24 protein-coding genes are annotated in these 22,934 nt (G+C 65.5%); 16 read left to right on the forward strand and 8 right to left on the reverse strand.

Annotated elements, in window-relative coordinates; all coding sequences use genetic code 11:
* The first annotated feature begins 40 nt into the window (after window positions 1–40).
* Window positions 41–562 carry an NUDIX hydrolase gene (locus tag ACDC67_RS11520; RefSeq protein ID WP_376693285.1) on the forward strand — a complete coding sequence of 174 codons (522 nt, stop codon included), beginning with the start codon at window positions 41–43 and terminating at the stop codon, window positions 560–562.
* Between the two features lie 5 nt (window positions 563–567).
* Here the strand turns inward: ACDC67_RS11520 and ACDC67_RS11525 are convergent, their stop codons facing one another.
* Entirely contained in the window at window positions 568–975 is a 408-nt protein-coding gene (locus tag ACDC67_RS11525) for an MAPEG family protein (protein WP_376693287.1), read from the reverse strand.
* Between the two features lie 87 nt (window positions 976–1,062).
* Here ACDC67_RS11525 and ACDC67_RS11530 point away from each other — a divergent pair, with 87 nt between their 5' ends.
* Both ACDC67_RS11530 and ACDC67_RS11535 read left to right on the forward strand, forming a co-directional pair.
* The gene (locus ACDC67_RS11530) at window positions 1,063–2,058 is read left to right on the forward strand and encodes an isoaspartyl peptidase/L-asparaginase family protein (RefSeq protein WP_376693288.1); all 996 of its coding nucleotides are present in this window, start codon (window positions 1,063–1,065) and stop codon (window positions 2,056–2,058) included.
* Window positions 2,055–2,252: a CPXCG motif-containing cysteine-rich protein gene (locus tag ACDC67_RS11535; RefSeq protein ID WP_376693289.1), complete on the forward strand. Its 198-nt coding sequence runs from the start codon at window positions 2,055–2,057 to the stop codon at window positions 2,250–2,252. The genes ACDC67_RS11530 and ACDC67_RS11535 overlap by 4 nt, the downstream gene beginning before the upstream one ends.
* A 34-nt stretch (window positions 2,253–2,286) precedes the next feature.
* Here ACDC67_RS11535 and metF read toward each other — a convergent pair whose 3' ends face one another.
* The 3 genes from metF to metK form a co-directional block, all read right to left on the reverse strand.
* Entirely contained in the window at window positions 2,287–3,156 is an 870-nt protein-coding gene (metF, locus tag ACDC67_RS11540; RefSeq protein ID WP_376693291.1) for a methylenetetrahydrofolate reductase [NAD(P)H], read from the reverse strand.
* 91 nt (window positions 3,157–3,247) lie between these two features.
* Window positions 3,248–4,708 (reverse strand): adenosylhomocysteinase, encoded by a 1,461-nt coding sequence (gene ahcY / locus ACDC67_RS11545; RefSeq protein ID WP_376693293.1) that lies wholly within the window; start codon window positions 4,706–4,708, stop codon window positions 3,248–3,250.
* Window positions 4,709–4,890: 182 nt separating this feature from the next.
* Window positions 4,891–6,108: a methionine adenosyltransferase gene (gene metK, locus ACDC67_RS11550; protein ID WP_376693295.1), complete on the reverse strand. Its 1,218-nt coding sequence runs from the start codon at window positions 6,106–6,108 to the stop codon at window positions 4,891–4,893.
* A gap of 341 nt (window positions 6,109–6,449) precedes the next feature.
* On the opposite strand from metK, the gene ACDC67_RS11555 reads away from it, so the two are divergent.
* Window positions 6,450–7,871: a phospholipase D-like domain-containing protein gene (locus tag ACDC67_RS11555; protein WP_376693350.1), complete on the forward strand. Its 1,422-nt coding sequence runs from the start codon at window positions 6,450–6,452 to the stop codon at window positions 7,869–7,871.
* A 51-nt stretch (window positions 7,872–7,922) separates the two neighbouring features.
* On the opposite strand, the gene ACDC67_RS11560 is transcribed toward ACDC67_RS11555, so the two are convergent.
* Window positions 7,923–9,434, reverse strand: coding sequence for an AAA family ATPase (locus tag ACDC67_RS11560; protein ID WP_376693296.1), 1,512 nt, complete (start codon window positions 9,432–9,434; stop codon window positions 7,923–7,925).
* Between the two features lie 118 nt (window positions 9,435–9,552).
* Here ACDC67_RS11560 and ACDC67_RS11565 point away from each other — a divergent pair, with 118 nt between their 5' ends.
* The 10 genes from ACDC67_RS11565 to ACDC67_RS11610 are packed head-to-tail and all read left to right on the forward strand — an operon-like array spanning window position 9,553 to window position 16,900.
* On the forward strand, window positions 9,553–10,044 hold the full coding sequence (locus ACDC67_RS11565; protein WP_376693298.1) for a Na+/H+ antiporter subunit E: 492 nt from the start codon (window positions 9,553–9,555) through the stop codon (window positions 10,042–10,044).
* Window positions 10,041–10,334 (forward strand): monovalent cation/H+ antiporter complex subunit F, encoded by a 294-nt coding sequence (locus ACDC67_RS11570; RefSeq protein ID WP_376693300.1) that lies wholly within the window; start codon window positions 10,041–10,043, stop codon window positions 10,332–10,334. Before ACDC67_RS11565 ends, ACDC67_RS11570 begins: the two co-directional genes overlap by 4 nt.
* Window positions 10,327–10,674, forward strand: a complete 348-nt coding sequence (mnhG, locus tag ACDC67_RS11575; protein ID WP_376693302.1) for a monovalent cation/H(+) antiporter subunit G — start codon at window positions 10,327–10,329, stop codon at window positions 10,672–10,674. Before ACDC67_RS11570 ends, mnhG begins: the two co-directional genes overlap by 8 nt.
* A gap of 26 nt (window positions 10,675–10,700) precedes the next feature.
* On the forward strand, window positions 10,701–11,249 hold the full coding sequence (locus tag ACDC67_RS11580; protein ID WP_376693303.1) for a DUF4040 domain-containing protein: 549 nt from the start codon (window positions 10,701–10,703) through the stop codon (window positions 11,247–11,249).
* The gene (locus ACDC67_RS11585; protein WP_376693305.1) at window positions 11,246–11,695 is read left to right on the forward strand and encodes a Na(+)/H(+) antiporter subunit B; all 450 of its coding nucleotides are present in this window, start codon (window positions 11,246–11,248) and stop codon (window positions 11,693–11,695) included. Before ACDC67_RS11580 ends, ACDC67_RS11585 begins: the two co-directional genes overlap by 4 nt.
* Entirely contained in the window at window positions 11,695–12,066 is a 372-nt protein-coding gene (locus ACDC67_RS11590) for a cation:proton antiporter subunit C (RefSeq protein WP_376693306.1), read from the forward strand. The genes ACDC67_RS11585 and ACDC67_RS11590 overlap by 1 nt, the downstream gene beginning before the upstream one ends.
* A complete protein-coding gene (locus ACDC67_RS11595) occupies window positions 12,063–13,550 on the forward strand; it encodes a monovalent cation/H+ antiporter subunit D family protein (RefSeq protein ID WP_376693307.1) in 1,488 nt (495 codons plus the stop codon). Before ACDC67_RS11590 ends, ACDC67_RS11595 begins: the two co-directional genes overlap by 4 nt.
* Window positions 13,547–14,995 (forward strand): proton-conducting transporter transmembrane domain-containing protein, encoded by a 1,449-nt coding sequence (locus tag ACDC67_RS11600; RefSeq protein WP_376693309.1) that lies wholly within the window; start codon window positions 13,547–13,549, stop codon window positions 14,993–14,995. The genes ACDC67_RS11595 and ACDC67_RS11600 overlap by 4 nt, the downstream gene beginning before the upstream one ends.
* On the forward strand, window positions 14,995–15,210 hold the full coding sequence (locus ACDC67_RS11605; RefSeq protein ID WP_376693311.1) for a hypothetical protein: 216 nt from the start codon (window positions 14,995–14,997) through the stop codon (window positions 15,208–15,210). Before ACDC67_RS11600 ends, ACDC67_RS11605 begins: the two co-directional genes overlap by 1 nt.
* The gene (locus tag ACDC67_RS11610) at window positions 15,200–16,900 is read left to right on the forward strand and encodes a proton-conducting transporter transmembrane domain-containing protein (protein ID WP_376693313.1); all 1,701 of its coding nucleotides are present in this window, start codon (window positions 15,200–15,202) and stop codon (window positions 16,898–16,900) included. The genes ACDC67_RS11605 and ACDC67_RS11610 overlap by 11 nt, the downstream gene beginning before the upstream one ends.
* Window positions 16,901–16,930: 30 nt before the next feature.
* Here ACDC67_RS11610 and ACDC67_RS11615 read toward each other — a convergent pair whose 3' ends face one another.
* Window positions 16,931–17,197 (reverse strand): hypothetical protein, encoded by a 267-nt coding sequence (locus ACDC67_RS11615; protein ID WP_376693315.1) that lies wholly within the window; start codon window positions 17,195–17,197, stop codon window positions 16,931–16,933.
* 15 nt (window positions 17,198–17,212) lie between these two features.
* Here ACDC67_RS11615 and ACDC67_RS11620 point away from each other — a divergent pair, with 15 nt between their 5' ends.
* Both ACDC67_RS11620 and ACDC67_RS11625 read left to right on the forward strand, forming a co-directional pair.
* Entirely contained in the window at window positions 17,213–17,557 is a 345-nt protein-coding gene (locus tag ACDC67_RS11620) for a Rieske (2Fe-2S) protein (RefSeq protein ID WP_376693316.1), read from the forward strand.
* Window positions 17,558–17,642: 85 nt separating this feature from the next.
* On the forward strand, window positions 17,643–18,500 hold the full coding sequence (locus tag ACDC67_RS11625) for a substrate-binding periplasmic protein (protein ID WP_376693318.1): 858 nt from the start codon (window positions 17,643–17,645) through the stop codon (window positions 18,498–18,500).
* A gap of 35 nt (window positions 18,501–18,535) precedes the next feature.
* Here ACDC67_RS11625 and ACDC67_RS11630 read toward each other — a convergent pair whose 3' ends face one another.
* Together ACDC67_RS11630 and ACDC67_RS11635 are read right to left on the reverse strand one after the other, a co-directional pair.
* Entirely contained in the window at window positions 18,536–20,374 is a 1,839-nt protein-coding gene (locus tag ACDC67_RS11630; protein ID WP_376693319.1) for an SLC13 family permease, read from the reverse strand.
* Window positions 20,375–20,526: 152 nt separating this feature from the next.
* Window positions 20,527–22,914, reverse strand: a complete 2,388-nt coding sequence (locus tag ACDC67_RS11635) for a protein kinase domain-containing protein (RefSeq protein WP_376693321.1) — start codon at window positions 22,912–22,914, stop codon at window positions 20,527–20,529.
* Window positions 22,915–22,934 lie beyond the last annotated feature (20 nt).

Below are 22,934 nucleotides of genomic sequence, written 5' to 3' on the forward strand. Positions count from 1 at the left end.
TTCGTTCAGCCCGACACTACTCACGCCCGGAGGGCGGTATATGTCCGATGAAACGCGCACATTGTACGACGGTCGCTACCTTCGCCTGGTCGAGCGTCGCGGCTGGGAGCTGGTCTCGCGCCGGCACCGGGTCGCGGTGCTCGTCGCCTGGACGCCGGCCGACGAACTGTTGCTGGTCGAACAGTACCGGGTTCCGGTCGAGCGCCGCACCATCGAGCTCCCCGCGGGACTGGTCGGCGACCAGGCCGGCCTCGAGTCCGAGCCCCTGCTCGAGGCCGCGCGACGCGAGCTGGAAGAGGAAACCGGCTGGCAGGCCCGCGAGGTCTCGGAACTCATGCCCTGCCCGACCTCGGCCGGCCTGACCGACGAGATCGCCGTGTTCGTGAAGGCGACCGACCTGGTGCGAGTCGGCGACGGGGGCGGTGATGAAAGCGAAGACATCGTGGTGCACGCGGTCGCGGTCGATGCCATCGACGACTGGCTGCGACAACGCCACGCGGCAGGGCTCGCCATCGACCCCAAGATCTACGCCGCGCTTTACTGGTCCCTGCGCGGGCGCTGAATCGCTCAGATCATCCAGCGGCCGACTGCGGTGACGATCACGATCAGCGCGCCGGCGGCAAAGACCAGCCAGGTCAGGCAAGTACCCCAGAAGCGTCCCGCCGAGTACCCGGCGCTGCGATTGAGCCCGACCAAACCGTGCATGACCCGGCCGACCAGCAAGGCCGCGCCCAGCAGGTGGACCAGCCAGGCCGGCGCGGCCGTTCCAGCCTCCACGAGTACGAGCAGCAGCAGCGCCAGGGGGACATACTCGGCAAAATTGGCGTGGGCCCGCACGGCGCGGTCGAGCACCTCGTTGCCGCCGGTGCCGATCCCGACCTGCAGCGTCCGGCGCAGCCGAACGACCTGCAGCGACAGCGCCAGGTAGAGCAGCACCAGCAGTCCGGCATAGAACATGGAAATCGTCAGAGCCATCCGGGAGTTCCCTCAAGATTGTCGAGACCGCAGTATAGGACGGGTACACTGGAAACGACCAAGCAATGACCGAGGAAATGAACCGACATGCTTCGAATTCTGATTTTGACGGCTTGCGCCCTGGCCGCCGGATCGACCGTGGCTGAATCTTCCGACGCGCCCGTCGCCATTGCCATTCACGGCGGCGCCGGCACGATCTCGCCCGAGCAGATGTCGCCCGAGCGCGAGCAGGCCATTCGCGCGGCGCTCGAGCAGGCCGCGCGCGCCGGTCATGCGGTACTCGAAGACGGCGGCCCGGCGCTCGACGCGGTGGTGGCGGCCATCCGCGTGCTCGAGGATGCGCCCGAGTTCAACGCCGGCCGGGGTGCGGTGCTGACCAACACCGGGACCGTGGAGATGGATGCCTCGATCATGGACGGTGCCGGCCTCGATGCCGGCGCGGTAGCCGCGGTCAAGCGCATCCGCCATCCGATCGAGGCCGCGCGCCTCGTCCTGCACGAATCGCCGCACGTGATGTTGATCGGCGAAGGCGCGATGAGTTTCGCCGAGGGTCACGGCCTCGAGTTCATGGACGAAGACTGGTTCATCACCGATTTCCGGCGCCAGCAACTCGAAGCGCTCCAGTCGAACGAACAGGCCGGCATGCAGCTATCGGAGAGCTGGCACTCGACCGTCGGTGCCGTCGCACTGGATACCGAAGGCAACCTGGCCGCCGCGACCTCGACCGGCGGCATGGCGAACAAGCGCTGGGGTCGGGTCGGGGATTCACCCATCATCGGCGCCGGCACCTATGCCGACAACCGCGCCTGCGCGGTTTCGGCCACCGGCCACGGTGAATTCTTCATCCGTCACGTCGCCGCCCACAGCATCTGCTCACTGGTGCGCCTGGCCGACATGGACCTCGAGACGGCCGCCGACCAAGTTGTCAACGAAACGCTCAAGCAAGCCGGCGCCGACGGCGGCGTGATCGCCATCGACCCCCAGGGCAGAATCTCCATGCCGTTCAACACGACCGGCATGTACCGCGCCGCCATCCATGCCGACGGCCGCTTCGAGATCGGCATTTACGGCGAAACCGAGTGATCGTCGGGGATGCGGAGGGCGAAGACTTCGGTTTCACCTGCCCCTGGTGCAACGAGCCCAACGAGCTGTTCATCGACCCAGACGAGCGCGGGCAAGTGGTGCTCATGGATTGCCGCGTATGCTGCCGTCCCATCGAGATCGCGCTACCACTGAATCCGGACGAGGCACCAGACGTACGCCCCGAGGATCAGTGAGGATGGCCCCTAGTCCCTAGTCCCTAGTCCCTAGTCACGCAATGCTACGTTCGCCCGCGTCAACTTTCCCCAGGCCGAGGTTCCGGCACAGCGCCAGCGGTGCGGTCGAGCGGTTGAGGGTATAGAAATGAATGCCCGGCGCGCCGCCTTCGAGCAAGCGCCGGCACAGGTCGGTGACGACCTCTTCGCCGAAAGCCCGCAGTGAACGGACGTCGCCCGCCGCTTCCCAGGCCTCGATCCGCTTGGCGATCCACAGCGGGATCTCGGCGCCGCACATGCGCGAAAAGCGCGCCAGGCCCGAGTAATTGGTGATCGGCATGATGCCGGGCACGATCGGCACGTCCACGCCCGCCGCGCGGGCATCCTCGACGAACCGGAAATAGCTCTCGGCGCCGAAGAAATACTGGGTGATCGCGCCATCGGCGCCGGCGTCGACCTTGGCGCGGAAATGCGCCACATCCGAGGTCGGATCCCTCGATTCCGGGTGATGCTCCGGGTAGCAGGCCACTTCGATATGGAAACGATCGCCGTAGTGCTCGCGGATGAAGCGCACCAGGTCGACGGCATGATCGAAAACACCCGTTCCCCCGCCCGAGGGCCGGTCACCGCGCAACACCACGAGCCGCTCGATGCCGTTGTCGCGGTAGTCGTCGAGCAGGTCTCGGATACTGTCGATGTCCTCGGACATGCAGGAAATATGCGGCGCCGCCGGCACGCCGGTCGCCTCGGCAATACTTCGCACGGTCTCGAAGGTACGCGTACGCGTCGACCCGCCGGCGCCGAAGGTCACCGACATGTACTCCGGCCCGAGTGCCGCCAGCCGATCACGCGAGCGTTCAAAGGTTTCCTGCTGTTGCTCGTTCTTCGGCGGGAAGAATTCGAAGCTCAGTTGCGGATTACTCATAAGGTTTCAGGTTTCAGGTTTCAGGTTTCAGGGCGGGCCCCGGTTCACTCTTTCCTGAAACCTGAACCCTGAACCCTGAAACCTTCTTTGCCTAGTAGCGGTAGTGGTCGGGCTTGTACGGGCCTTCGACCGTCACGCCGATGTAATCGGCCTGTTCCGGCTTGAGCTCGGTCAAGCGCACACCGATGCGCTCCAGGTGCAAACGCGCGACCTTCTCGTCGAGGTGCTTGGGCAGCACGTAGACCTGGTTCTCGTAGCGGTCGCCGTGCTTGAACAGCTCGATCTGGGCCAGGGTCTGGTTGGTGAAGCTGTTCGACATCACGAAACTCGGGTGGCCCGTACCGCAGCCCAGGTTCACCAGGCGGCCGCGTGCGAGCAGGATGATCTTCTTGCCGTCGGGAAAGGTGATGTGATCGACCTGCGGCTTGATCTCGTCCCACTCGTACTTGTCGAGGCTGGCCACGTCGATCTCGTTGTCGAAGTGACCGATATTGCACACGATCGCTTCGTCCTTCATCCGGCGCATATGATCGTGGTTGATGACGTTGTAGTTTCCGGTCGCGCTGACAAAGATGTCGGCCGATTCGACCACGCCCTCGTCCTCGAGATTGACCACCTTGTAGCCTTCCATCGCCGCCTGCAGTGCGCAGATGGGATCGACCTCGGTGACCCAGACGTTGGCCGACAGGGCCCTGAGCGACTGGGCCGAGCCCTTGCCGACGTCGCCGTAACCGCAGACGATGGCGGTCTTTCCGGCGATCATCACGTCGGTGGCGCGCTTGATCGCGTCGACCAGCGACTCGCGGCAGCCGTAGAGGTTGTCGAACTTCGACTTGGTGACCGAATCGTTGACGTTGATGGCCGGGAATTTCAGCGTCCCCTCGCGCTCCATGCGGTAGAGGCGATTGACGCCGGTGGTGGTCTCCTCGGTCACGCCCTGGATGTTCTCGAGCGCTTCGGTATACCAACCGGGGCTGGACTGCAGACGCTTCTTGATGGCGGCAAACAGCGCCTTCTCTTCCTCGCTGCCCGGGTTGTCGAGCACGCTCGGATCCTGCTCGGCCTGGGCACCGAGATTGAGCAGCATGGTGGCGTCGCCGCCGTCGTCGAGAATCATGTTGGCGGTCTGACCGTCGGGCCACTGGAAGATGCGATGGGTGAACTCCCAGTACTCGTCCAGCGACTCACCCTTGAAGGCGAACACGGGAATGCCGCGCTCGGCAATCGCGGCCGCGGCGTGATCCTGCGTGGAGTAGATATTGCAGGAGGCCCAGCGCACTTCCGCACCCAGTTCGACCAGGGTCTCGATCAGCACGGCGGTCTGGATGGTCATGTGCAGCGATCCGGCGATGCGAGCGCCCTTGAGCGGCTGGTCGTCGGCATACTCCGCGCGGGTCTGCACGAGACCGGGCATTTCGGTCTCTGCGATCTTCATTTCCTTGCGGCCGAAATCGGCCAGGCTCGGATCGGCGATACAGAAGTCCTTGTCGGTCGGCGCATATTGCTCGTCGAAGAGCACGCCCTTTCTTACGTCTTCGGGATTGGCGTTCATTGGTGCTTACCTCTTGGTTCTCTAGATCAGTGAATTCGTCGATTGATTTCGGGCTTCGTCAGGCACGAGCGCGCAATCGGCAAGTCCGATTGCGCCGCCAGCTGCCTTTTCGTTTCGAGCATTCGTTCATTCGAATTTCGAACGTGTTTGTAATTTGGTGCTTGTCATTTGCTGCTTGTTCTTCACAAACCGGCGTCGGCGCGCAGTGCCTCGGCCTTGTCGGTCTTCTCCCAGCTGAACGTCGTGAAATGCTCGGTCGTCTCATGACCCTCGCGCACGACCTTCGCCGAGGTTTCCTGCGCATGGCGGCCGAAGTGTCCGTGCGTCGCGGTCTCGCGATACATCGGGTGCAGCAGGTCCAGGGCCTTGAGAATGCCGTAAGGCCTGAGATCAAAATGTCGACGGATCAATTCCTCGATCTTTTCTTCGGGGATCTTGTTGGTGCCGAAGGTGGTCACCGACACGGACGTCGGTTCGGCCACGCCGATGGCGTAGCTGACCTGCACCTCGCACTTGTCGGCCAGGCCGGCAGCGACCACGTTCTTGGCCACGTAGCGCCCCGCGTAGGTTGCCGAGCGGTCGACCTTGGACGGGTCCTTGCCGGAGAAGGCACCGCCGCCGTGGCGCGCCATGCCGCCGTAGGTATCGACGATGATCTTGCGCCCGGTCAGGCCGGCATCACCGACCGGCCCGCCGATGACGAACTTTCCGGTCGGATTGATGTGGAAACGGGTTTTCTCGTGCAGCCACTCCGCCGGCAGCACCGGCTCGATGATGTGCTTCCTGACGCCTTCGCGCAGTTCTTCCAGGCCCACGCCGTCGTCGTGCTGGGTCGAGAGCACGACCGCGTCGATGGCAACCGGCTGCCCGTCCTCGTAGCGCAGGGTGACCTGGCTCTTGGCGTCGGGCCGCAGCCACGGCAAAGGATTGTCGCGGTGCTTGCGGATTCGCGTCTGCTGCTCGACGAGGCGATGCGCGTAGTAGATCGGCGCGGGCATCAGCACCTCGGTCTCGTTCGAGGCGTAGCCGAACATCAGGCCCTGGTCGCCGGCGCCCTGGTCTTCGGGAATCTCGCGATCGACACCCTGCGCGATATCGGGCGACTGCTTGCCGATCATGTTGATGACCGAGCAGGTATGGCCGTCGAACCCGACGTCCGAGGAGTCGTAGCCAATATCGACCACGACCTTGCGGATCAGGTCCTCCAGGTCGACCCAGGCGGTCGTGGTGATCTCGCCGCCGACGATCACCGCCCCGGTCTTCAGGAAGGTCTCGCAGGCGACGCGCGCGTGCGGATCCTGCGTCAGGATCGCATCCAGGATGGCATCGGAAATCTGGTCGGCCATCTTGTCCGGGTGGCCCTCGGACACCGACTCGGAAGTGAACAGGTAGGATCTCATGGCGCTACTTTATCTCTTGATCGGGATAGAAAGATATGGATTCTAACGTAGATGGGGCGGGGATGCATCCGAACCAAGGTTTCAGGGTTCAGGGTTCAGGGCGGCGAAGCGGCGGTTTGGTGGGCGGCTTTGCCGCGAAACCGCCCTGCAGGCCGATACGCATAGAACCCAAGCGCTGAGCTGACTGGTCGAGCAGCCTAAACGGCTGTCCCGCATTTCGCGCGGCAAAGCCGCCCACCAAGCACCGGCGGTTGCCGCCTGAAACCTGAAACCTGAACCCTGAAACCTTGCTCGTCCCGACGCCGTATCATGACCCCAGGCACCCCGCATAGGCCAAAACCCTGAGCCCGGAGACCTTCTTCCTGCTGCTGTTCCACGCCGTGCTGGCGCCGGCCACGGCGATTCATGCCATGCTCTTCAAGCGCGAACCCCGTGGCGCCTTCGGCTGGATCGCCGTGTGTGTGGTCACCCCGGTCGCTGGTCCGCTGCTCTACCTGTTTTTCGGCGTCAACCGAACACGCAGAAGCGCGCAGCGCTTCGACATGCCACCGCTGCGGTCGGGGGAACGCGGGGCCGCCGTAAGCCGGCTCCACCCCCTGCCCGAGGATCTTCCGGGCGCCTTTACCGAGCTGGCGCGCAGCGGCCGCGCGCTGAGCCGGCACGCGCTGATCGGCGGCAACCAGGTCGAACCCCTGTTCAACGGCGAACAGGCGTATCCGGCCATGCTCGAGGCGATCGAGGGCGCGCGCGAACGCGTCTGCCTGACGACCTACATCCTCGACGACGACCGCACGGGCCAGGCCTTCTGCAAGGCCCTGGCCGCGGCTGCCGGGCGCGGTGTGTCGGTGCGCGTACTGATCGACGGCGTGGGCGAGTGGTATTCACGGCCGCGCGCCAGCCGACGCCTGCTCCGGGCCGGCGTGCGAACGGCCCGCTTCCTGCCGCCGAGGCTGCTGCCGCCCTCGGCGTCGATCAACCTGCGCAACCACCACAAGATCCTGGTCGTCGACGACCGCGTCGGCTTCACCGGCGGCATGAACATCAGCGACCGGCACTGCGTCGACGCGCCCGGCACCGCCCATCCGACGGCCGACTTGCATTTTCGCCTGCGCGGGCCGGTCGTCGGTCAGCTCACCCAGGAGTTCTACCGCGCCTGGGAATTCGCGACCGGCGAGGCCATGACGCTCACACCCACCGTCGAGACCTCGGAGAACGACGTCATCTGCCGCACGCTGACCGACGGCCCGGACGAGGATCTCGACCGCCTGACCATGCTGCTGTCGGCCGCGGCGGCCAGCGCGCGGCGCTCGATCCGCATCATGACGCCCTATTTCCTGCCGCCGCGCGAGCTGATCGGCGCCCTGCAGGCGGCCGCAGTGCGCGGAATCGACGTGCACGTGATCCTGCCGGAGAAAAGCAACCTGCGCTACGTCGACTGGGCGACCCGCAACATGCTCTGGGAACTGCTGTTTCGCGGCGTGCGCGTGAGCCTTCAGCCGGCGCCGTTCAACCACGGCAAGCTGTTCGTCGTCGACGACTTCTACAGCCTGGTCGGCTCGGCCAACTGGGATCCGCGCAGCCTGCGCCTGAATTTCGAACTGCAGGTCGAAATCTACGACGCCGCCTTCGCCGCCCGCGTGTCCGAACACATCGACGCAGCCGCCGCCACGGGCCGCGAACTGCACCTGCAAGAAGTCGACGGGCGCACGCTACCGTCACGCTTGCGCGACGCGGCCTGCTGGCTCTTCAGCCCGTATCTCTAGTCCCGAGTCCCGAGTCCCTAGTCCCTGGTCCCTAGCGAGCCATGCGGCCAATCAGGCGGGAACCGTGCGCTCCGCGGCCCAGTGTCTCAATTCGGCGATGTCCTCGCGGCGCACGACCGACAGCGGCCGGGTGCGCTCGACCTCGGCCAGAAGGTGCTCGGTGGCCAGGGGTTCGCCTTCGGCATGCGCGACATAGAGAGCGCTGACGACAAGATGCTCCAGTTCGGCCCCCGAGAAACCGTCGGTGGCGGCCGCCAGGTCGTCGAGGGGAAACAGCTGTGGCTTGAGTTCCCGGCGCGCGAGATGGATCGCAAGCACCGCGCGGCGGGTTGCGGCATCGGGCAGGTCGACGAAGAAGATTTCGTCGAAGCGTCCCTTGCGCATCAGCTCGGGCGGCAGGGAACTCACGTCGTTGGCCGTGGCGGCAATGAACACGCGTGATCGATGTTCGGCCAGCCAGGTCAGGAAGGTTCCGAGCATGCGCCTGGAAGTGCCGCCGTCGTTGTCGGAGCTGGCCAGGCCCTTCTCGACCTCATCGATCCACATCACGCAAGGCGCCAGGCGCTCTGCCGCCCTGAGCGATTCGCGCAGGTTGCGCTCGCTCTCGCCGTGATAGCGGTTGAACAGGGCGCCGAAGTCCAGGTGCAGCAGCGGCACGCCGAACAGCCCGGCCGCCGCCCTGGCCGCCAGCGACTTGCCGCAGCCCTGAACGCCCAGCAACAGCATCCCGCGGGGCGGCTCGAGGCCCGGTGGCGGCTCGGCCGCGGCAAACACGTCCGCGCGCAGTGATAGCCAGCGCTTGAGGTTGGGCATGCCCGCCACTTCGGAAAAGCGCGCGGTCTCGAGCTCGAAATTGAGAATGCCGCCGGGATCGAGCAGCGCGAACTTGGCCTGCATCAGCTCTTCCAGGTCGCTTGGATCGAGCACGCCGTCGTCGAAGATCGCGTTGCGCGCAAGACGCCGGGCATCCTTCATGGTCAGACCCGACAGGTTGTTGACCAGCCGCTGGAGGGTCTTCTCGCACAGCTCGGCAGTTGATGCGCCCGAGCGACCCTCCCAGTTTCCGGCCTCGCTGCGCACCATGGCAGTGAGGGTTTCCGCATCCGGCGCATGCAGCTCGAATCGGCGGGCCGCCTTCTCGAGCTCCGGCGGCAACTCGATGCGAGTGCTGATCAGCACCACAGTCGGGCCCCGCCCCTCGGCGCCGGAGCGCGCGTTCTCGCGCAGCAGGCGCACGACAACCGGATCGTCGAGGTAGGGATGAAAATCGAGCAGCAGCACGATCGGGCGATCCTCGCGCTGGGCCAGGTGCATCATGGCCTTGTCCGGCTCTCGCAGCGATGCGGCCAGCGGTCGCTGTCGCTCCACCCAGTAGAGCCCTCGGGCGGAACTCCACTGGATCAGGGGCCGGTTGAGCGAACGCTGCAGCTCCCGGAACAGGTTGGTCGCATGCGGTTCGTCGTGGCTTTCGATCACCACCAGCGACGCGCCGCCGCGAACCAGGGCGGCCAGTTCCGCCAGCTCGGCGGCATTTACCGAAGATGCGAGAGATGCTGAATTCATGGCCCTTCCTGCCTGACGGGAGTCAACGGCAATTGTGCCTTAATTGATCTGGCCGGACGGCTCGACGCGCTCGGCGGATTCACCCCGCGTCATCCGGATGTTGGTAGAATTTCCAGCCATGCGCTATCTCCTCTCACTGGCCGTCCTTCTCGCCGCGCTCTGGCTGAGCATCTCCGGCGTTTACAAGCCGATCATCCTGGCGCTGGGGAGCGCTTCGGTTGTGCTGGTCGTCTGGCTTTCGGCCCGGATGGAAGTGGTCGGAACCGAGCACAACCCGGTCATCTACTCATGGCGGCTTCCGGTCTACTGGGCCTGGCTGGTCGGGCAGATCATCGCGGCCAACCTGAACGTGGCGCGCTCGATCCTGTCGCCGTCACGCATCGACCCGCGCCTGATCCGCGTACCGGTCGGCCACAGCTCGGCCGTGGCCAAGGTCACTTTCGCAAATTCGGTCACCCTGACGCCGGGCACGATTTCTCTGTACCTGTCCGACACGGAACTGCTGGTACACGCCCTCGACCGACAATCGGCCGAAGGTGTGGAAGAAGGTGAGATGGATCGCCGCGTCCAGTGGCTCGAAGCCGGCCGTGCCGGGGGAGCGTCAAGGTGAACACCGTTCTGGTCCTCACGACCCTGGCCATATTCGCGACCATGGCGCTGGCGCTGGTCCGCGCGCTCAAGGGACCGACAATCTACGACCGCATCGTCGCGGTCAACGTCTTCGGCACCAAGACCGTGCTGGTCGTCGCGCTGATCACCTACGTGACCGGCCACGCCGACCTGATCGACGTCGCGCTGGTCTATGCCCTGATCAACTTCATCGCGATCGTGGCCGTGCTCAAGCTGGTCAAGATGCGCGACCTCGCCGGCGCCGGCGAAGGGGATATTACCGATGGCTGACGGGCTGATCGATATCGTATCGGGGGTCTTGCTGCTGACCGGCGGTGCTTTCGGAATCGTGGGCGGACTGGGCCTGTTGCGCTTCCCCGACTTTTACACGCGCCTGCACGCCGCCGGCGTCACCGATACGCTGTGCGCCCTTCTGATCGTCGTCGGACTGGCGCTGCAGTCGGGTTTCAGCCTGCTCACCGTCAAGCTGGCGCTGATCCTTCTGTTCCTGCTGTTCACCGCGCCGACGGCGTCACATGCGCTGGCGCGAGCGGCCATGACCGACGACCTGGAACCTGAAACCGGCGACAGCGCAAGGCCCGAACAGGGAGCGCCGTCATCGAATACCTGATCGACATCGGACTGCTCACCTTCCTGGTGATCGTGGCGGTCGCGGTCGTGCGCCAGCGCGACCTGTTCGCCGCGGCCATGCTGTTCGCCATTTACTCGCTGCTGTCGGCCGCCCTGTTCACCGTGCTCGACGCCGGCGATGTCGCGCTCACCGAGGCTGCCGTGGGCGCGGGCATCAGCACCATCCTGGTGCTGGCAGTCCTCGCGCTCGCCCGACGCCACGAGCATCCCGTGCGGGGTCACAACAAGCTGGCGCTGATGGTCGTGTTCGTCACCGGCGCGGCCCTGATCTACGCCACGCTCGACATGCCGGAATTCGGGGCAGCCGACAACCCGGTCCAGACCCATGTCGCGCCCTACTACGTGGAACAGAGCTATCCGGACATGGGGGTCCCGAACATGGTCGCGGCCGTATTGGCCAGCTACCGCTCCATCGATACGCTCGGCGAAGCCTTCGTGATCCTCGTCGCCGGCCTGGCCGTGTTCGCCCTGCTTTCGGTACCGCCGCCACGACGGCGCGGCGAGCTCGACCCGAAGTCCGACGAAAAAACGGACGAGAAGGAGGATCGAAAATGAGGGGCAACGGCATCCTGCGCATCATCGCCCGCTTCCTGATCCCCCTGATCATGCTGTTCGGGCTCTACATCCAGTTCCACGGCGAGTACTCGCCAGGCGGCGGGTTCCAGGCCGGGATCGTCTTTGCCGCCGGCTGGATCCTGTTTGCGCTCATCTACGGCCTCGACGCCGCACTCAAGGTCATCCCCGAGCGTGCCATGTACTGGCTGATGGTCGGCGGGGTGATGCTCTACTGCGCCGTCGGCGTCGCCTGTGTCGCGCTGGGCGGGCATTTTCTCGATTTCTATCCACTGTTGCCCGGCGAGCATGCCGCGCAGCAGTTCGGCATCATCACCGTGGAGTTCGGCGTCGGCGTGACCGTGGCCACCGTGGTGATGATGATTTTCACCATGTTTTCTCGCCGCCGCCGCGAGCGCGACGAAGCCCTGGCCGGGGAGGACGGCTGATGGAGCTGCTCGGCCACTTCAATTACTGGATCGTCGTGGTGCTGATGATGATCGGCTTTTATTGCGTCATCGCCCGCGGCAACATGGCCAAGAAGATCATCGGGCTCAACATCTTCCAGACCTCGGTGTTCATCTTCTTCATCTCCGCCGGAAAGATCATCGGCGGCTCCACGCCGATCCTGCGCGAGGGCGTCGAGGTCTATTCCAACCCGCTGCCGCACGTACTCATCCTGACGGCCATCGTCGTCGGCGTGGCCACCACCGCGGTCGGCCTGGCGCTGGCGGTGCGCATCAACGAGGCCTACGGCTCGATCGAGGATGATCTGATCAGCGACGAAGAAGCGCGCGACGGGGAGCTGGACGGAAAATGACCATCACCGAACTGATGCCGTTCAGCGTACTCGTGCCGCTGATCGCCGCCCTGCCCTGCGCGCTGCTGCCCGGTCGCGTCGCGCCCTGGCTGCTGAGCCTGGCCGCGGCCATCACCAGCGCGGTGATCGCGGCCATCACGCTCTCGGCCGCCATGGACTCAACGCTGAGCTATGCCTTCGGCAACTGGCAGCCGCCGATCGGCATCGAGTACCGGGTCGACGCCGCCAACGCCTTCGTCGCCCTGCTGGTCTCCGGCCTGGCCGCCGTGACACTGCCCTGGGCGAAAGCCAGCGTCGACCGCGAGGTTCCCGAGCGCCAGGGCACTTTCTACGCCCTGTTCCTGCTGGCCTTCGCCGGCCTGATGGGCATCACCCTCACCGGCGATGCCTTCAACGTTTTCGTCTTTCTCGAGATTTCCTCGCTTGCCACCTACGCCCTGATCGCACACGGACCCGACCGGCGAGCCCTGCTGGCGGCTTTCCGCTACCTCATCATGGGCACCGTCGGTGCGACCTTTCTGCTGATCGGCATCGGCTTTCTCTACGTGATGACGGGCACGCTCAACATGGCCGACCTGGCCGAGCGGCTGCCCGAAGTGCAGGACACCAGCATGGTGCGCGCCGCACTGGCCTTCATCATCGTCGGCCTGGGCCTGAAGCTCGCGCTGCTGCCGCTACATCTTTGGCTGCCCAACGCCTACGCCTACGCGCCCAACTTCGTGACCGTATTCCTCGCCGGAACGGCCACCAAGGTGGCGCTCTACGTGATGCTGCGCTTCATCTTCACGGTCTTCTCGCCCGACTACAGCTTCCTGGTGCTGCCGCTTTCGGCCGTGCTGATGGCGCTGGCCATCGCCGGCATGTTCGCCGGCTCCTGGGTCGCCATGTTCCAGGCCAATCTCAAGCGCATGCTGGCCTACTCCTCGGTCGCGCAGGTCGGTTACATGGTGCTCGGCGTCTCGCTCGTCAGCCTCGCCGGCCTGACCGCCACATTTTTGCACCTGTTCAACCACGCGCTGATGAAAGCCGCGCTGTTCATGGCCGTCGGCAGCGTGATGTTTCGGGTCGGCTCGCCCCGGATCGAAGCCTTTGCCGGCATCGGTCGGCAGATGCCCTGGACGATGACCGCCTTCGCCCTGGCCGGGCTGTCGATCATCGGCGTGCCGACCACGGTCGGATTCGTCAGCAAGTGGCACCTGATACTCGCGGCGATGGAAGGCGGGCAGTGGTGGCTGGTGATGCTCATCCTGATCACCTCGCTGATGGCCGTCTATTACATCTGGCGCGTGGTCGAGGCGGCCTGGTTCCGCAGTCCGCCCGCAGGTCGGCCAGCCGTCGATGAGGCGCCGCTGCCGCTGCTGATTCCCGTGTGGGTGCTGGTCGCGCTCAACTTCTACTTCGGCATCGACACGCGCCTGCCGCTGGCCGGCGCCGGCGCGGCGGCCGAGGCGCTGTTCGGAGCGGGCGCGGGGGCGACACCATGAGCCCGTTGACCGTCGTGCTGATCCCTTTCATCGGCGCGGTCGCGATCGCCCTGTCGCATCGCCGCCCCCTGCAACGCGACATCTTCAGCTGGTCGGCGGCCGCGCTGTTCTTCGTCGGCGTGGTTCAGCAGATCGATCCGGTACTCGAAGGCGAGGGCCGCCAGCAGCTGGTCTGGACGATGATGCCGGGCCTGGAAATCGCCTTCAACATCGGCCCCCTGGGCCTGTTGTTCGCCCTGGTCGCCTCCAGCCTGTGGCTGGTCGCCAAGCTGTTCGCCCAGAGCTACATGAAGGCGCTGAACTACCCCCACCTGGCCCGGTTCTTCGCCTGCTACGCCATCGCCCTGGGCTCGGCGGCGGGCATCGCCTTCAGCGCCAACCTGCTGACCCTGTTCATCTTCTACGAGATCCTGTCGATCTCCACGTATCCGCTGGTGACGCACTCGGGCACCGACAACGCCCGCAAGGGCGGGCGCACTTACCTGTTCTACCTGCTCGCCTCCTCGATCGGGCTGTTTCTGCCGGCCATCATCTGGACATGGCACGTCGCCGGCACCACCGACTTCACCGCCGGCGGCATCCTCGCCGGCAACATCGACCCGGTTTGGGTACCGGTGCTGGCCGGGCTGTTCATGTTCGGCATCGGCAAGGCGGCGATCATGCCCATGCACCGCTGGCTGCCGGCGGCGATGGTGGCGCCGGCGCCGGTCAGCGCCCTGCTGCACGCTGTGGCCGTGGTCAAGGCCGGGGTCTTCAGCGTCCTGAAAGTGGCGGTCTTCATCTTCGGCGCCGATTTCCTGGCCGAAACCCAGGCCGGCATCTGGATCGCCTGGTTCGCCGCCTTCACGATCGTGGCCGCATCCCTGGCGGCGCTGACCAAGTCGGACCTCAAGGCCCGCCTGGCCTACTCGACCGTGGGCCAGTTGAGCTACGTCGTCATCGGCGCGATGATCGCTACGCCGATCGCCATCACCGGCGCTGCAATGCACCTGGCCATGCACGCGGTGGCCAAGATCACGCTGTTCTTCGGCGCCGGCGCCATCCAGGTCGCGCACAACCGCAAGAGCATTTCCGAACTCGACGGCCTGGGTCGGGTCATGCCCTGGACATTCGGGGCTTTCACCGTCGGCTGCCTGAGCATCATCGGCCTGCCGGTGTTTGGCGGCATGTGGTCGAAATGGTACTTGTTGCTCGGCAGCCTGGAGGCGCACCAGCTGATCCTCGCTGGGGCGCTGATCGCCAGCTCGCTGCTCAACATTCTCTATCTGTTGATCATCCCGATCCGGGCCTTCTTCGCGCCGGCCGCTGAGGGCGTGCCCACGGAAGGCATCCACGAAGCGCCGCTGCCGCAGGTGCTTGCCATGATGATCTGCGCGACCGGCACGGTGCTGCTGTTCTTCTGGCCCGACCCCCTGTTCAACCTCGCGCAAATGCTGGTGCCGTGATGGATTTCATCAAGCGAAACGCCCTGCTTGTGCTTGTCGCCCTGTGCGCGGTGACGGCCGTCGCGGGCCTGTTCTTCCGCGCCGACAAGGGCGCCGAGTCGCTGCCGCTGCTCTATCCACTGCTGGGCGTGGTGTCCGTGGGCGTTGCCGTGCTGCTTGCTCGTGCGCTGGCGCCGCTGCTGGGCCGCGACCGGGGAGATGACAATGCCGATTGAGCTGCTGCCCGTCGGGCTGTTCCTGATCGGCGCGCTGGTCGCCGGATTCAGCAGCGACCGCGTCGCACCGCTGGTCGCCCTGCTGGTGCCGATCGTCTCGGCGATCGTGTCGCTCAACGTGCTCGCGCCCGGCGCGACGGCCGAGTGGGCGATCATGGACTACCGGCTGCAGCCGGTGAGCGCCGACCACTTTGGCCTGGTCATGACCGGCCTTTTCCACCTCGTGGCCGTGATCGGCGCGCTGTACGCCTGGAACGTGCGCGATCGTCTGCAGCATGCCGGCATCATGCTCTACATCGCCGGCGGCATCGGCGCGGTTCTGGCCGGGGATCTGATCAGCCTGTTCGTGTTCTTCGAATTGATCGGCCTGGGCGGCACCCTGCTGGTGCTGACTGCCCGAACCGAGGCCTCGCTGCCGGCGGCCATCCGGTACCTGGTCTTCCAGGTTGCCGCCGGTGTGACCCTGCTGGCCGGTGTCCTGATCCTGGGATCGAGCACCGGCGACTGGCAGTTCCGATCGATCGGCCTCGATGCGCCCGGCGGCTGGCTGATCCTGCTCGCCTTCGGCATCAAGTCCGGCTTTCCGCTGTTGCACAACTGGATCACCGACGCCTACCCGAAGGCATCGACCGCCGGCCTGGCGGTACTGGTCGCGGTCACCACCAAGGTCGGCGTGTACGGCCTGGCCCGCGGCTTTGCCGGCGAATCGATCCTGATCGTCATCGGCGCGGTGATGGCCTTCTGGCCGATTTTCTACACCCTGGTCGAGAACAACCTCAGGCGCGTGGTCGCCTACGCCATGATGGTTCAGATCGGGCTGATGGTGGTTGGCATCGGCATCGGCTCGGACCGTGCCATCGACGGGGTGAGCATGCACATCGTGATGGATGTGCTGTTCAAGATGACGCTGTTCATGGCCCTGGGCGTGGTACTCCACCGCCTGGGCACGACGCGTGCCGACCGCCTGGGCGGGCTGTGGCGCTCGATGCCGCTGACCACCGCCTGCGTGGCCGTGGCCGTGGCGGCCAATGCCGCCGTTCCCTTTACCGCGGGCTTCATCAGCAAGAAACTTCTGCTGTCAGCCATCGAGTACGGCGACGTGCCGGTGCTGCTCTGGCTGGCACTGGTGACGCTTTCGTCCCTGGCTGTCCTGTATGCCGGCGTGCGCGTTCTGTGGGAGGGCTTTCTGCGGCCCGTTGCGCCACGGGATGAATCGCCGGCCGACGCCCCCTGGCCGATGGCCCTGGCCATGCTGATTCCGGTGGTCTTGCTGATCGCCGGCGGCGTGGTGCCCGGGCTGACGGACATGCTGCGACCCAACGGCGGCGACTATTCACCGCTGTATGCCGGCAAGATCATCGGCCAGCTGCAGATGCTGCTGTTCGGCCTGCTCGCTTATGTCCTGCTCGCTCGCGCCGGGCTGGGGCTGCCGCAACCCGGGCCGGCCCGGTGGCTCGACGCAGAGTGGCTGTACCGGCGCGGCGTGCCGGCCGTGGCGAGCACGATCCGTCGTCTCCTGGCTTCCGCCGGCGAGCAGGCGACCCGTCACCTTGCCCGTGTCCTGGCGACAACGCCGGGCGATGGCCGGCTGGCACACCGGCTGGGACAAACCTGGCCGACCGGATCCATGGCGCTCTGGGTGGCCGTATTACTGGCCGTGATGCTGCTGTTCGGAATCAGCCGCGGCTGAAAGCACTGCCCTTGCGGCGCGCTCGAGTCCTCAGTCGTCGCCGCGCTTGTTGCGATGCACCACCCGGTACTCGACGTCGATCATGCCGTCATCCCCGCGCTTGCGGGAACTTCCGCCCAACCAGCGTCGCAGCGTGAGCACCACGAAACCGATCACGGCCGCGCCCACGGCGACGGCCAGGAACACCAGGCCGAGCAGAAAGCTCAGCGCCAGAATGCCGATTCCGAGGAGCACCATCCCGAAGCGGGCCAGCGGACTGCTCGGCGGCTGGTAAAATCGTTGCCATGGATCCTGCATGTGAGATCAGACCCCGTGAGTGAGCCAGTGTTCCTGTGCGCCGCCGACGACATGGCGGAGGGACAGTACCGCGAGTTCCAGATCGAGCTCGAGGGCGAGCCGGTGTGGCTGATCGCCACCCGCCATCGGGGACAGCTGCGCGCCTGGTTCAATCTTTGTCCGCACCAGGGCCGCCCCCTCAACTTCGCACCCGACCGTTTCCTGACCGACGGCGACAACCGCCTGGTCTGCGCACATCACGGCGCGGTCTTCGAGCCCGCCACCGGCCAGTGCGTGTCGGGCCCGTGCAAGAACGCCGCCCTGCGCGAAGTCGTCATCGACGAATCAGGCGGGCAGATCCGCGCATCCCTTCCAGCATAGCAGCTGACCGGCATGCCGCGGGTTGATTGCCGCATGCCCCGGGTTTGAGCTACAGTGAATTCCGGGTCACCGTGGAGACCGAACCGTGTACAAGCTGCTTGCAACCCTGATTCTGGCCCTGCTGCTGACGGCGTGCCAGGAAGCTGATGCCCCCTCGACGGCCCCCGACAACGACGACGCCGGTGCAGCGGCCGAAGCAACCACGGCCGACAGCGGCGAGACCACGCGGACCACCGATGACTGTCGGCTCACCATTGGATGGGATCCCTGGGAACCCTACCACTACGCCCCCGTCGGCAACCGCGTCCAGGGCCTCGATGTCGACCTGATCGAAGCCATGGCCGACGCGGCCGACTGCGAACTGGCCTGGGAACAGGGCAGCTGGGCCAGCATGCTGCAACTCGTCCGCTCCGGCGATCTCGACGTGCTGCCCGGCGCGACCCGAACCGCCGAGCGCGAGGCGTTCGCCCATTTTTCCGCCCCCTATCGGCAGGAGTCGTTCCGCATCCACGTGCGCGCCGATGAGTCCGATCGATGGTCGGGCATGACCCTGACAGAGTTGCTGGAAAACGATTTCCGTCTCGGGCTGACCCGTGGCTACATCTACGGCGAGGAGGTCGACGCGGTGCTCGACGACCCGCAATGGCGCGACCAGATCGTCGAAGCCCCGGTCGGCGAACTGAACTTCCTCAACCTGATGGATTTCCGCATCGACGGCTTTCTCGAGGACCCCTTCGTGGCCGCCAGCATCGACCACCGACGCGAATGGGGCGTGACCTTCGAGGCGCTGCCGGCCGATATTCATAGCGGCAGCGTGCACCTGATGTTCAGCAAGGCCGGCGTCGACGCTGAAGTGGTCGAGCGCTTCGACGACGCATTGGCCGAGCTGCACGACAGCGGCGAACACCAGCGCATCCTCGACCGTTACATGCAGAAGGACTGAGGGCTTGGTGGGCCATGCGGCTGAGCGTTACCTGACTAGTAGACCAGATTGAGCCCGACCAGCATCACGACCATGAAGATCACGCTCATGATGCCGCCGACCCGCACGAAGTCCTTCACCTTGTACCCGCCCGGCCCCATGATCAGGGCGTTGACCGGATGGGTGGGCAGTATGAACGCATTGGAGGTCGCCAGCGCAATCAGCAAGGCGTAGACGGCCGGATTACCGCCGGTAGCGAGCGCGATATTGATGGCGATGGGCACCAGCAGTACCGTCGCACCCACGTTCGACATGATCAGGGTGAACAAGGTCGCCAGGGTCGCAAGCACGATCTGCACGACCAGGTCCGGGACGTCACCCAGTGCGTCCAGCACCTGCTCAGCCAGCCAGGCCGCCGTGCCGGTCACTTCCATCGCGATGCCGAGCGGAATGAGTCCCGCCATCAGGAAAACCGTCTTCCAGCTCACCGCCTGATAGGCTTCGTCCATGCTCAACACGCCGGTCAGCACCATGCCGATGGCACCCGCCATCAGCGCGATGGACAGCTCGAAATCGGTAAACAGGATCAGGAACAGGCTCAGTCCGAAAAAACACACGGCGTGCACGACTTTCTGCGGACGCTGCTCCTCTTTCGGGATGTCGGTGGCGACGATGAAGTCCTTGTCGCGCGCCAGGCTGGCCAGGTCGCGCCAGGTCGAATGCGACACCAGGCAGTCGCCGACCTGTAGCACGCCCTCGCGCAAGTCCTCGGTGATGATCTCGTTGCGGCGGTTGATCGCCAGAACGGAAATACCGAAGCGCGAACGCAGGCGGGCGTCACCGATGGTCTGGCCGATCAACCGCGAGCCCGGCGGTATGACGACCTCCGAAATGCCGGCGCGGGTCGGGTTGAACAGGCTGCCGAAAGTGCGCAAGCGCGGCTGCAGGCGCAGGTTGTTGGCCAGGGCGAACTCACCGACCTGCTCGCGCGTTCCCATCACCCCCAGCACCGTACCGACCCAGATCATCTCGCCGGCCGGCGGCGCCAGGCGCGGCTGGTCGGTGTTCTGGATGGCGAGCATCAACGGCGCACCCTCGAGATTCTCGGCTTCGGCGATGCGCATGCCGACCAGCGGCGAATCGACGGTCACCAGCATCTCGTAGAGATCGCCCTCGATGCCGTAAACCTCCTTGAAGTAGTTCTTGGTGCGCCCCGGCGAAGCCGGCTTTTTTTCCTCGGTCTTGGGCAGCAGTGAAGAGCCGGCGAGCAGGAAATAAAGCAGCGTGCTCACCAGCAAGCCGAGACCAACGAGGGTGACGTCGAACAGCTGGAACGGCTGCATGGATTCCGCACCCGGGGGCAGCGAGCGGTTGGATGTGTCGATGAGATCGTTGAGCAGGATCAGCGGTGAGGAACCGACCATGGTCATCGTACCGCCCACGATGGCGCAGAAACCCATCGGCATGAGCAGCCGCGACAGCGGCAGGTCCAGGCGCGCGGAAATGCGGCTGACCACGGGCATGAACAGTGCCGTGGCGCCCACGTTCTGCATGAAGCTCGATGTAATCCCAACGGTCGCCGAGAGCATCGTCCCGATGCGCGATTCCGACGGCCCGCCGACCTTGACGATGAACGAGGAAACCACGTTCATCACGCCGGTCCGGTCCAGGCCGGCGCCGAGTATCATCACCGCGATGATGGCGATGACGGCGTTGGAGGCAAACCCTGAAAAGAGCTGATCGCCGGGAATCAGGCCAAGAAGGCCCACGAGCACCATGATGCAAATGGCGGCCACGTCCAGGCGAACCAGTTCGGTGACGAACAACACGACGGTCAGCCCCAGCAGCATCAGCACCAGTATCATGTCGCCGCTGAGGTTCAGGCCGCCGTCCATCGTGCGTATGCTTGGATTCCGTGCTTGGTTCGAATGATTCCCGTTCGATTACCTTACCCGAAGGATAACGGGAATGCGCGGATTTTCAGTAGATCGGCGCGCCTGGAACCCGATCGGGTGGGGAATCGAATCGGGGTCGCTGAAAGACCGGATCATTCGCTGCCGGCGGCGCGGAGCGCTTCGGCCTCTTCGCGCAAAGCCGCCGCGCGGTCGGGGCGGCCGAGCTCGTCGTAGGCTTGGGCCAGGAAATCCATCGCCTCGATTCGCCGAACAAAGTCCTCGCCCACCAGTTCGCCCAGGCGATCGACGGCGGTTTGCAGGTGATCCCGCGCAGCCTCGAAATGGCCGGCCGCCAGTTCACTCTGCCCCAGGCCGAAGTGGACGAGGCCCTGGAACATGTGGGATTCGGGCATGACGCTGCGCCGCTCGAGCGCCTCACGATGCATGGCCAGGGCCTGGTCGACCTGTCCCGAATCGCGATAGGCGTTTCCCAGGTTGTAGGTAAAGGCCACGGACTGTGGGTGATCGGGCCCGTAGCGCTCGACGGCCATGCCGCGGGCCCGCTCGTAGTAGGGCAGCGAGGCTTCGAGCTTGTCGTCCCCACCCTGCTGCCGGAGGGCGCCGGCCATGTTGCCGTACTGCACGATCAGGCCCGGGTGATCTTCTCCATAAAGCCGCACGGACTCGCGCAAGCCTTCGCGCAGTACGCTCTCGGCCTCGGCGTAGCGCTGCTGCCTGAGTAGTACCACGCCTCGGTCGTTGAACAGCTTTGTCCTGATCGATCGCGCCGTCGGATCGTCCCACTCGCTGGTTGCCTCAAGGGCAGCCTGAAACCACTGCCCGGCTTGCTCCAACTCGTAAATCTCGGAATAGGACTGCCCCATTTGCCGCATGACGCTGACGTAGGTCCAGCGCAGGGCATCCGGGGGCTCCGGCCCGATCTCGTCGAGAATGCGCTGGTAGATCGCAAAGGCCTCGTCGTGACGCGCCTGCTCGAAGCGGACGCTGCCCCGGATCGACAGCAGGTCGAGCCACTGCACCCGGCGCTCGGGAAGATGCTGCTCTGCCGTATGCAGCAATTGATCGACGCGACGCTCGGCATCGGCCAGCTTCGACTCCTGGATATCGATAAGGCTCAATTCCGCCCCGGCATCGAGGTAGATCTCGACGGCCTGCCGTCGATCGATCAGCTCAAGCACATTCTGCAAGTGCTCACGCGCGCGTTCGTACTGGCCGAGGCTGGCGTAGACCTCGCCGATCGTCAGTTCGATCTCGGCGCGAATCCGGGGCTGGCCGGCCAGCTCCTTGTCGACCCGCTCGGCGGCATCCGCAAGCACCCGGTCGAGCACCGGCGTTGGCGCACCTTCGGCGACCTCGGGATCGATCGAAGACAGCATACGGGTTGCAAAGGCCGCGATCTGCTCGGCCCGGTCGGCCTGGGCCCGCGCCTCCAGAAGACCGTAGACCGCGACGACCAGACCGGCCACCAGCGCCAGGGTCACGACGCTTGCGGCCGAAACCGCCAGGGCATGGCGCGCAAGAAACTTGCGCCCGCGATAGGCGCGCGTGTTCGGCACCGCCTCGACCACCTCGTTGTTCAGGTAGCGCCTCAGATCACGCGCCAGCGAAGCCGCCGAGTCGTAGCGCTCCTCCCGGTCGGGAGCCAGTGCCCGCGCCAGGATCCAGCGCAGCTCGCGGGGCAGATGCCGGGCGTCGTGCGCCGATTTCAGGGCATCGCCGTCGAGCGGCGTGTCCCGGCCGGTCGAACCGAGCAGCATCCGGCGAATGGAGTCGATCGCAACCGTGTCGTCAGCCGGTGGCGGACGACCATCGGTCAGCAGTTCGAACAACAGGACACCGAGCGAATAGACGTCCGTTCGGGTATCGACCTCGGCCGCGGGGCCGGCCAGCAACTCCGGGCTCATGTAGCCACGCGTCCCGGCCCGGTCGGTTGTATCCGAGCGCGCACGACCTGCGTGCTCGACCACCCCCGTTGCCACCCCGAAATCGATGATCTTGGGCATGGAAACCCCGTCGACGCGATCGACCAGGACATTGCCGGGCTTGATATCGCGGTGGATCACGCCCTGCTGGTGGGCATGCTGGATGCCGCCGCAAACACGCACGAAAAGATCCAGCCGCTGCTCGATACCGAGGGCGTGCCGTTCGACGTGATCGACGATGGGCTCCCCCCGCACCCACTCCATGGCAAACCAGGGTCGACCGTCATCGGCTGTTCCGGCATCGAACACCTGGGCAATCGCCGGATGGTGCATGCGCGCGAGCATCTGCCGTTCCACCTCGAACATGGCTCCGACCGAGCCGCCCTGCGCACGTGCGCCAATCAGCTTCAGGGCCACCTTGCGCTGCACCGGCTCGAGCTGCTCGGCGAGATAAACCTCGCCCATGCCGCCGCGGCCGAGCTGCCGAATCAGTCGATAGGCCCCGATCCGGTCGGGCACGTCCGACGCCGCCGAGGCAGCGGACCCGGCACCGTCGACGACGGTTCGATCCTCATCGGGTGGCACGTTATTGCTCATGTTCGAAAGCCTGTATCGAA

It is taken from the genome of Wenzhouxiangella indolica, assembly GCF_042310355.1.
Lineage (GTDB): Bacteria > Pseudomonadota > Gammaproteobacteria > Xanthomonadales > Wenzhouxiangellaceae > Wenzhouxiangella.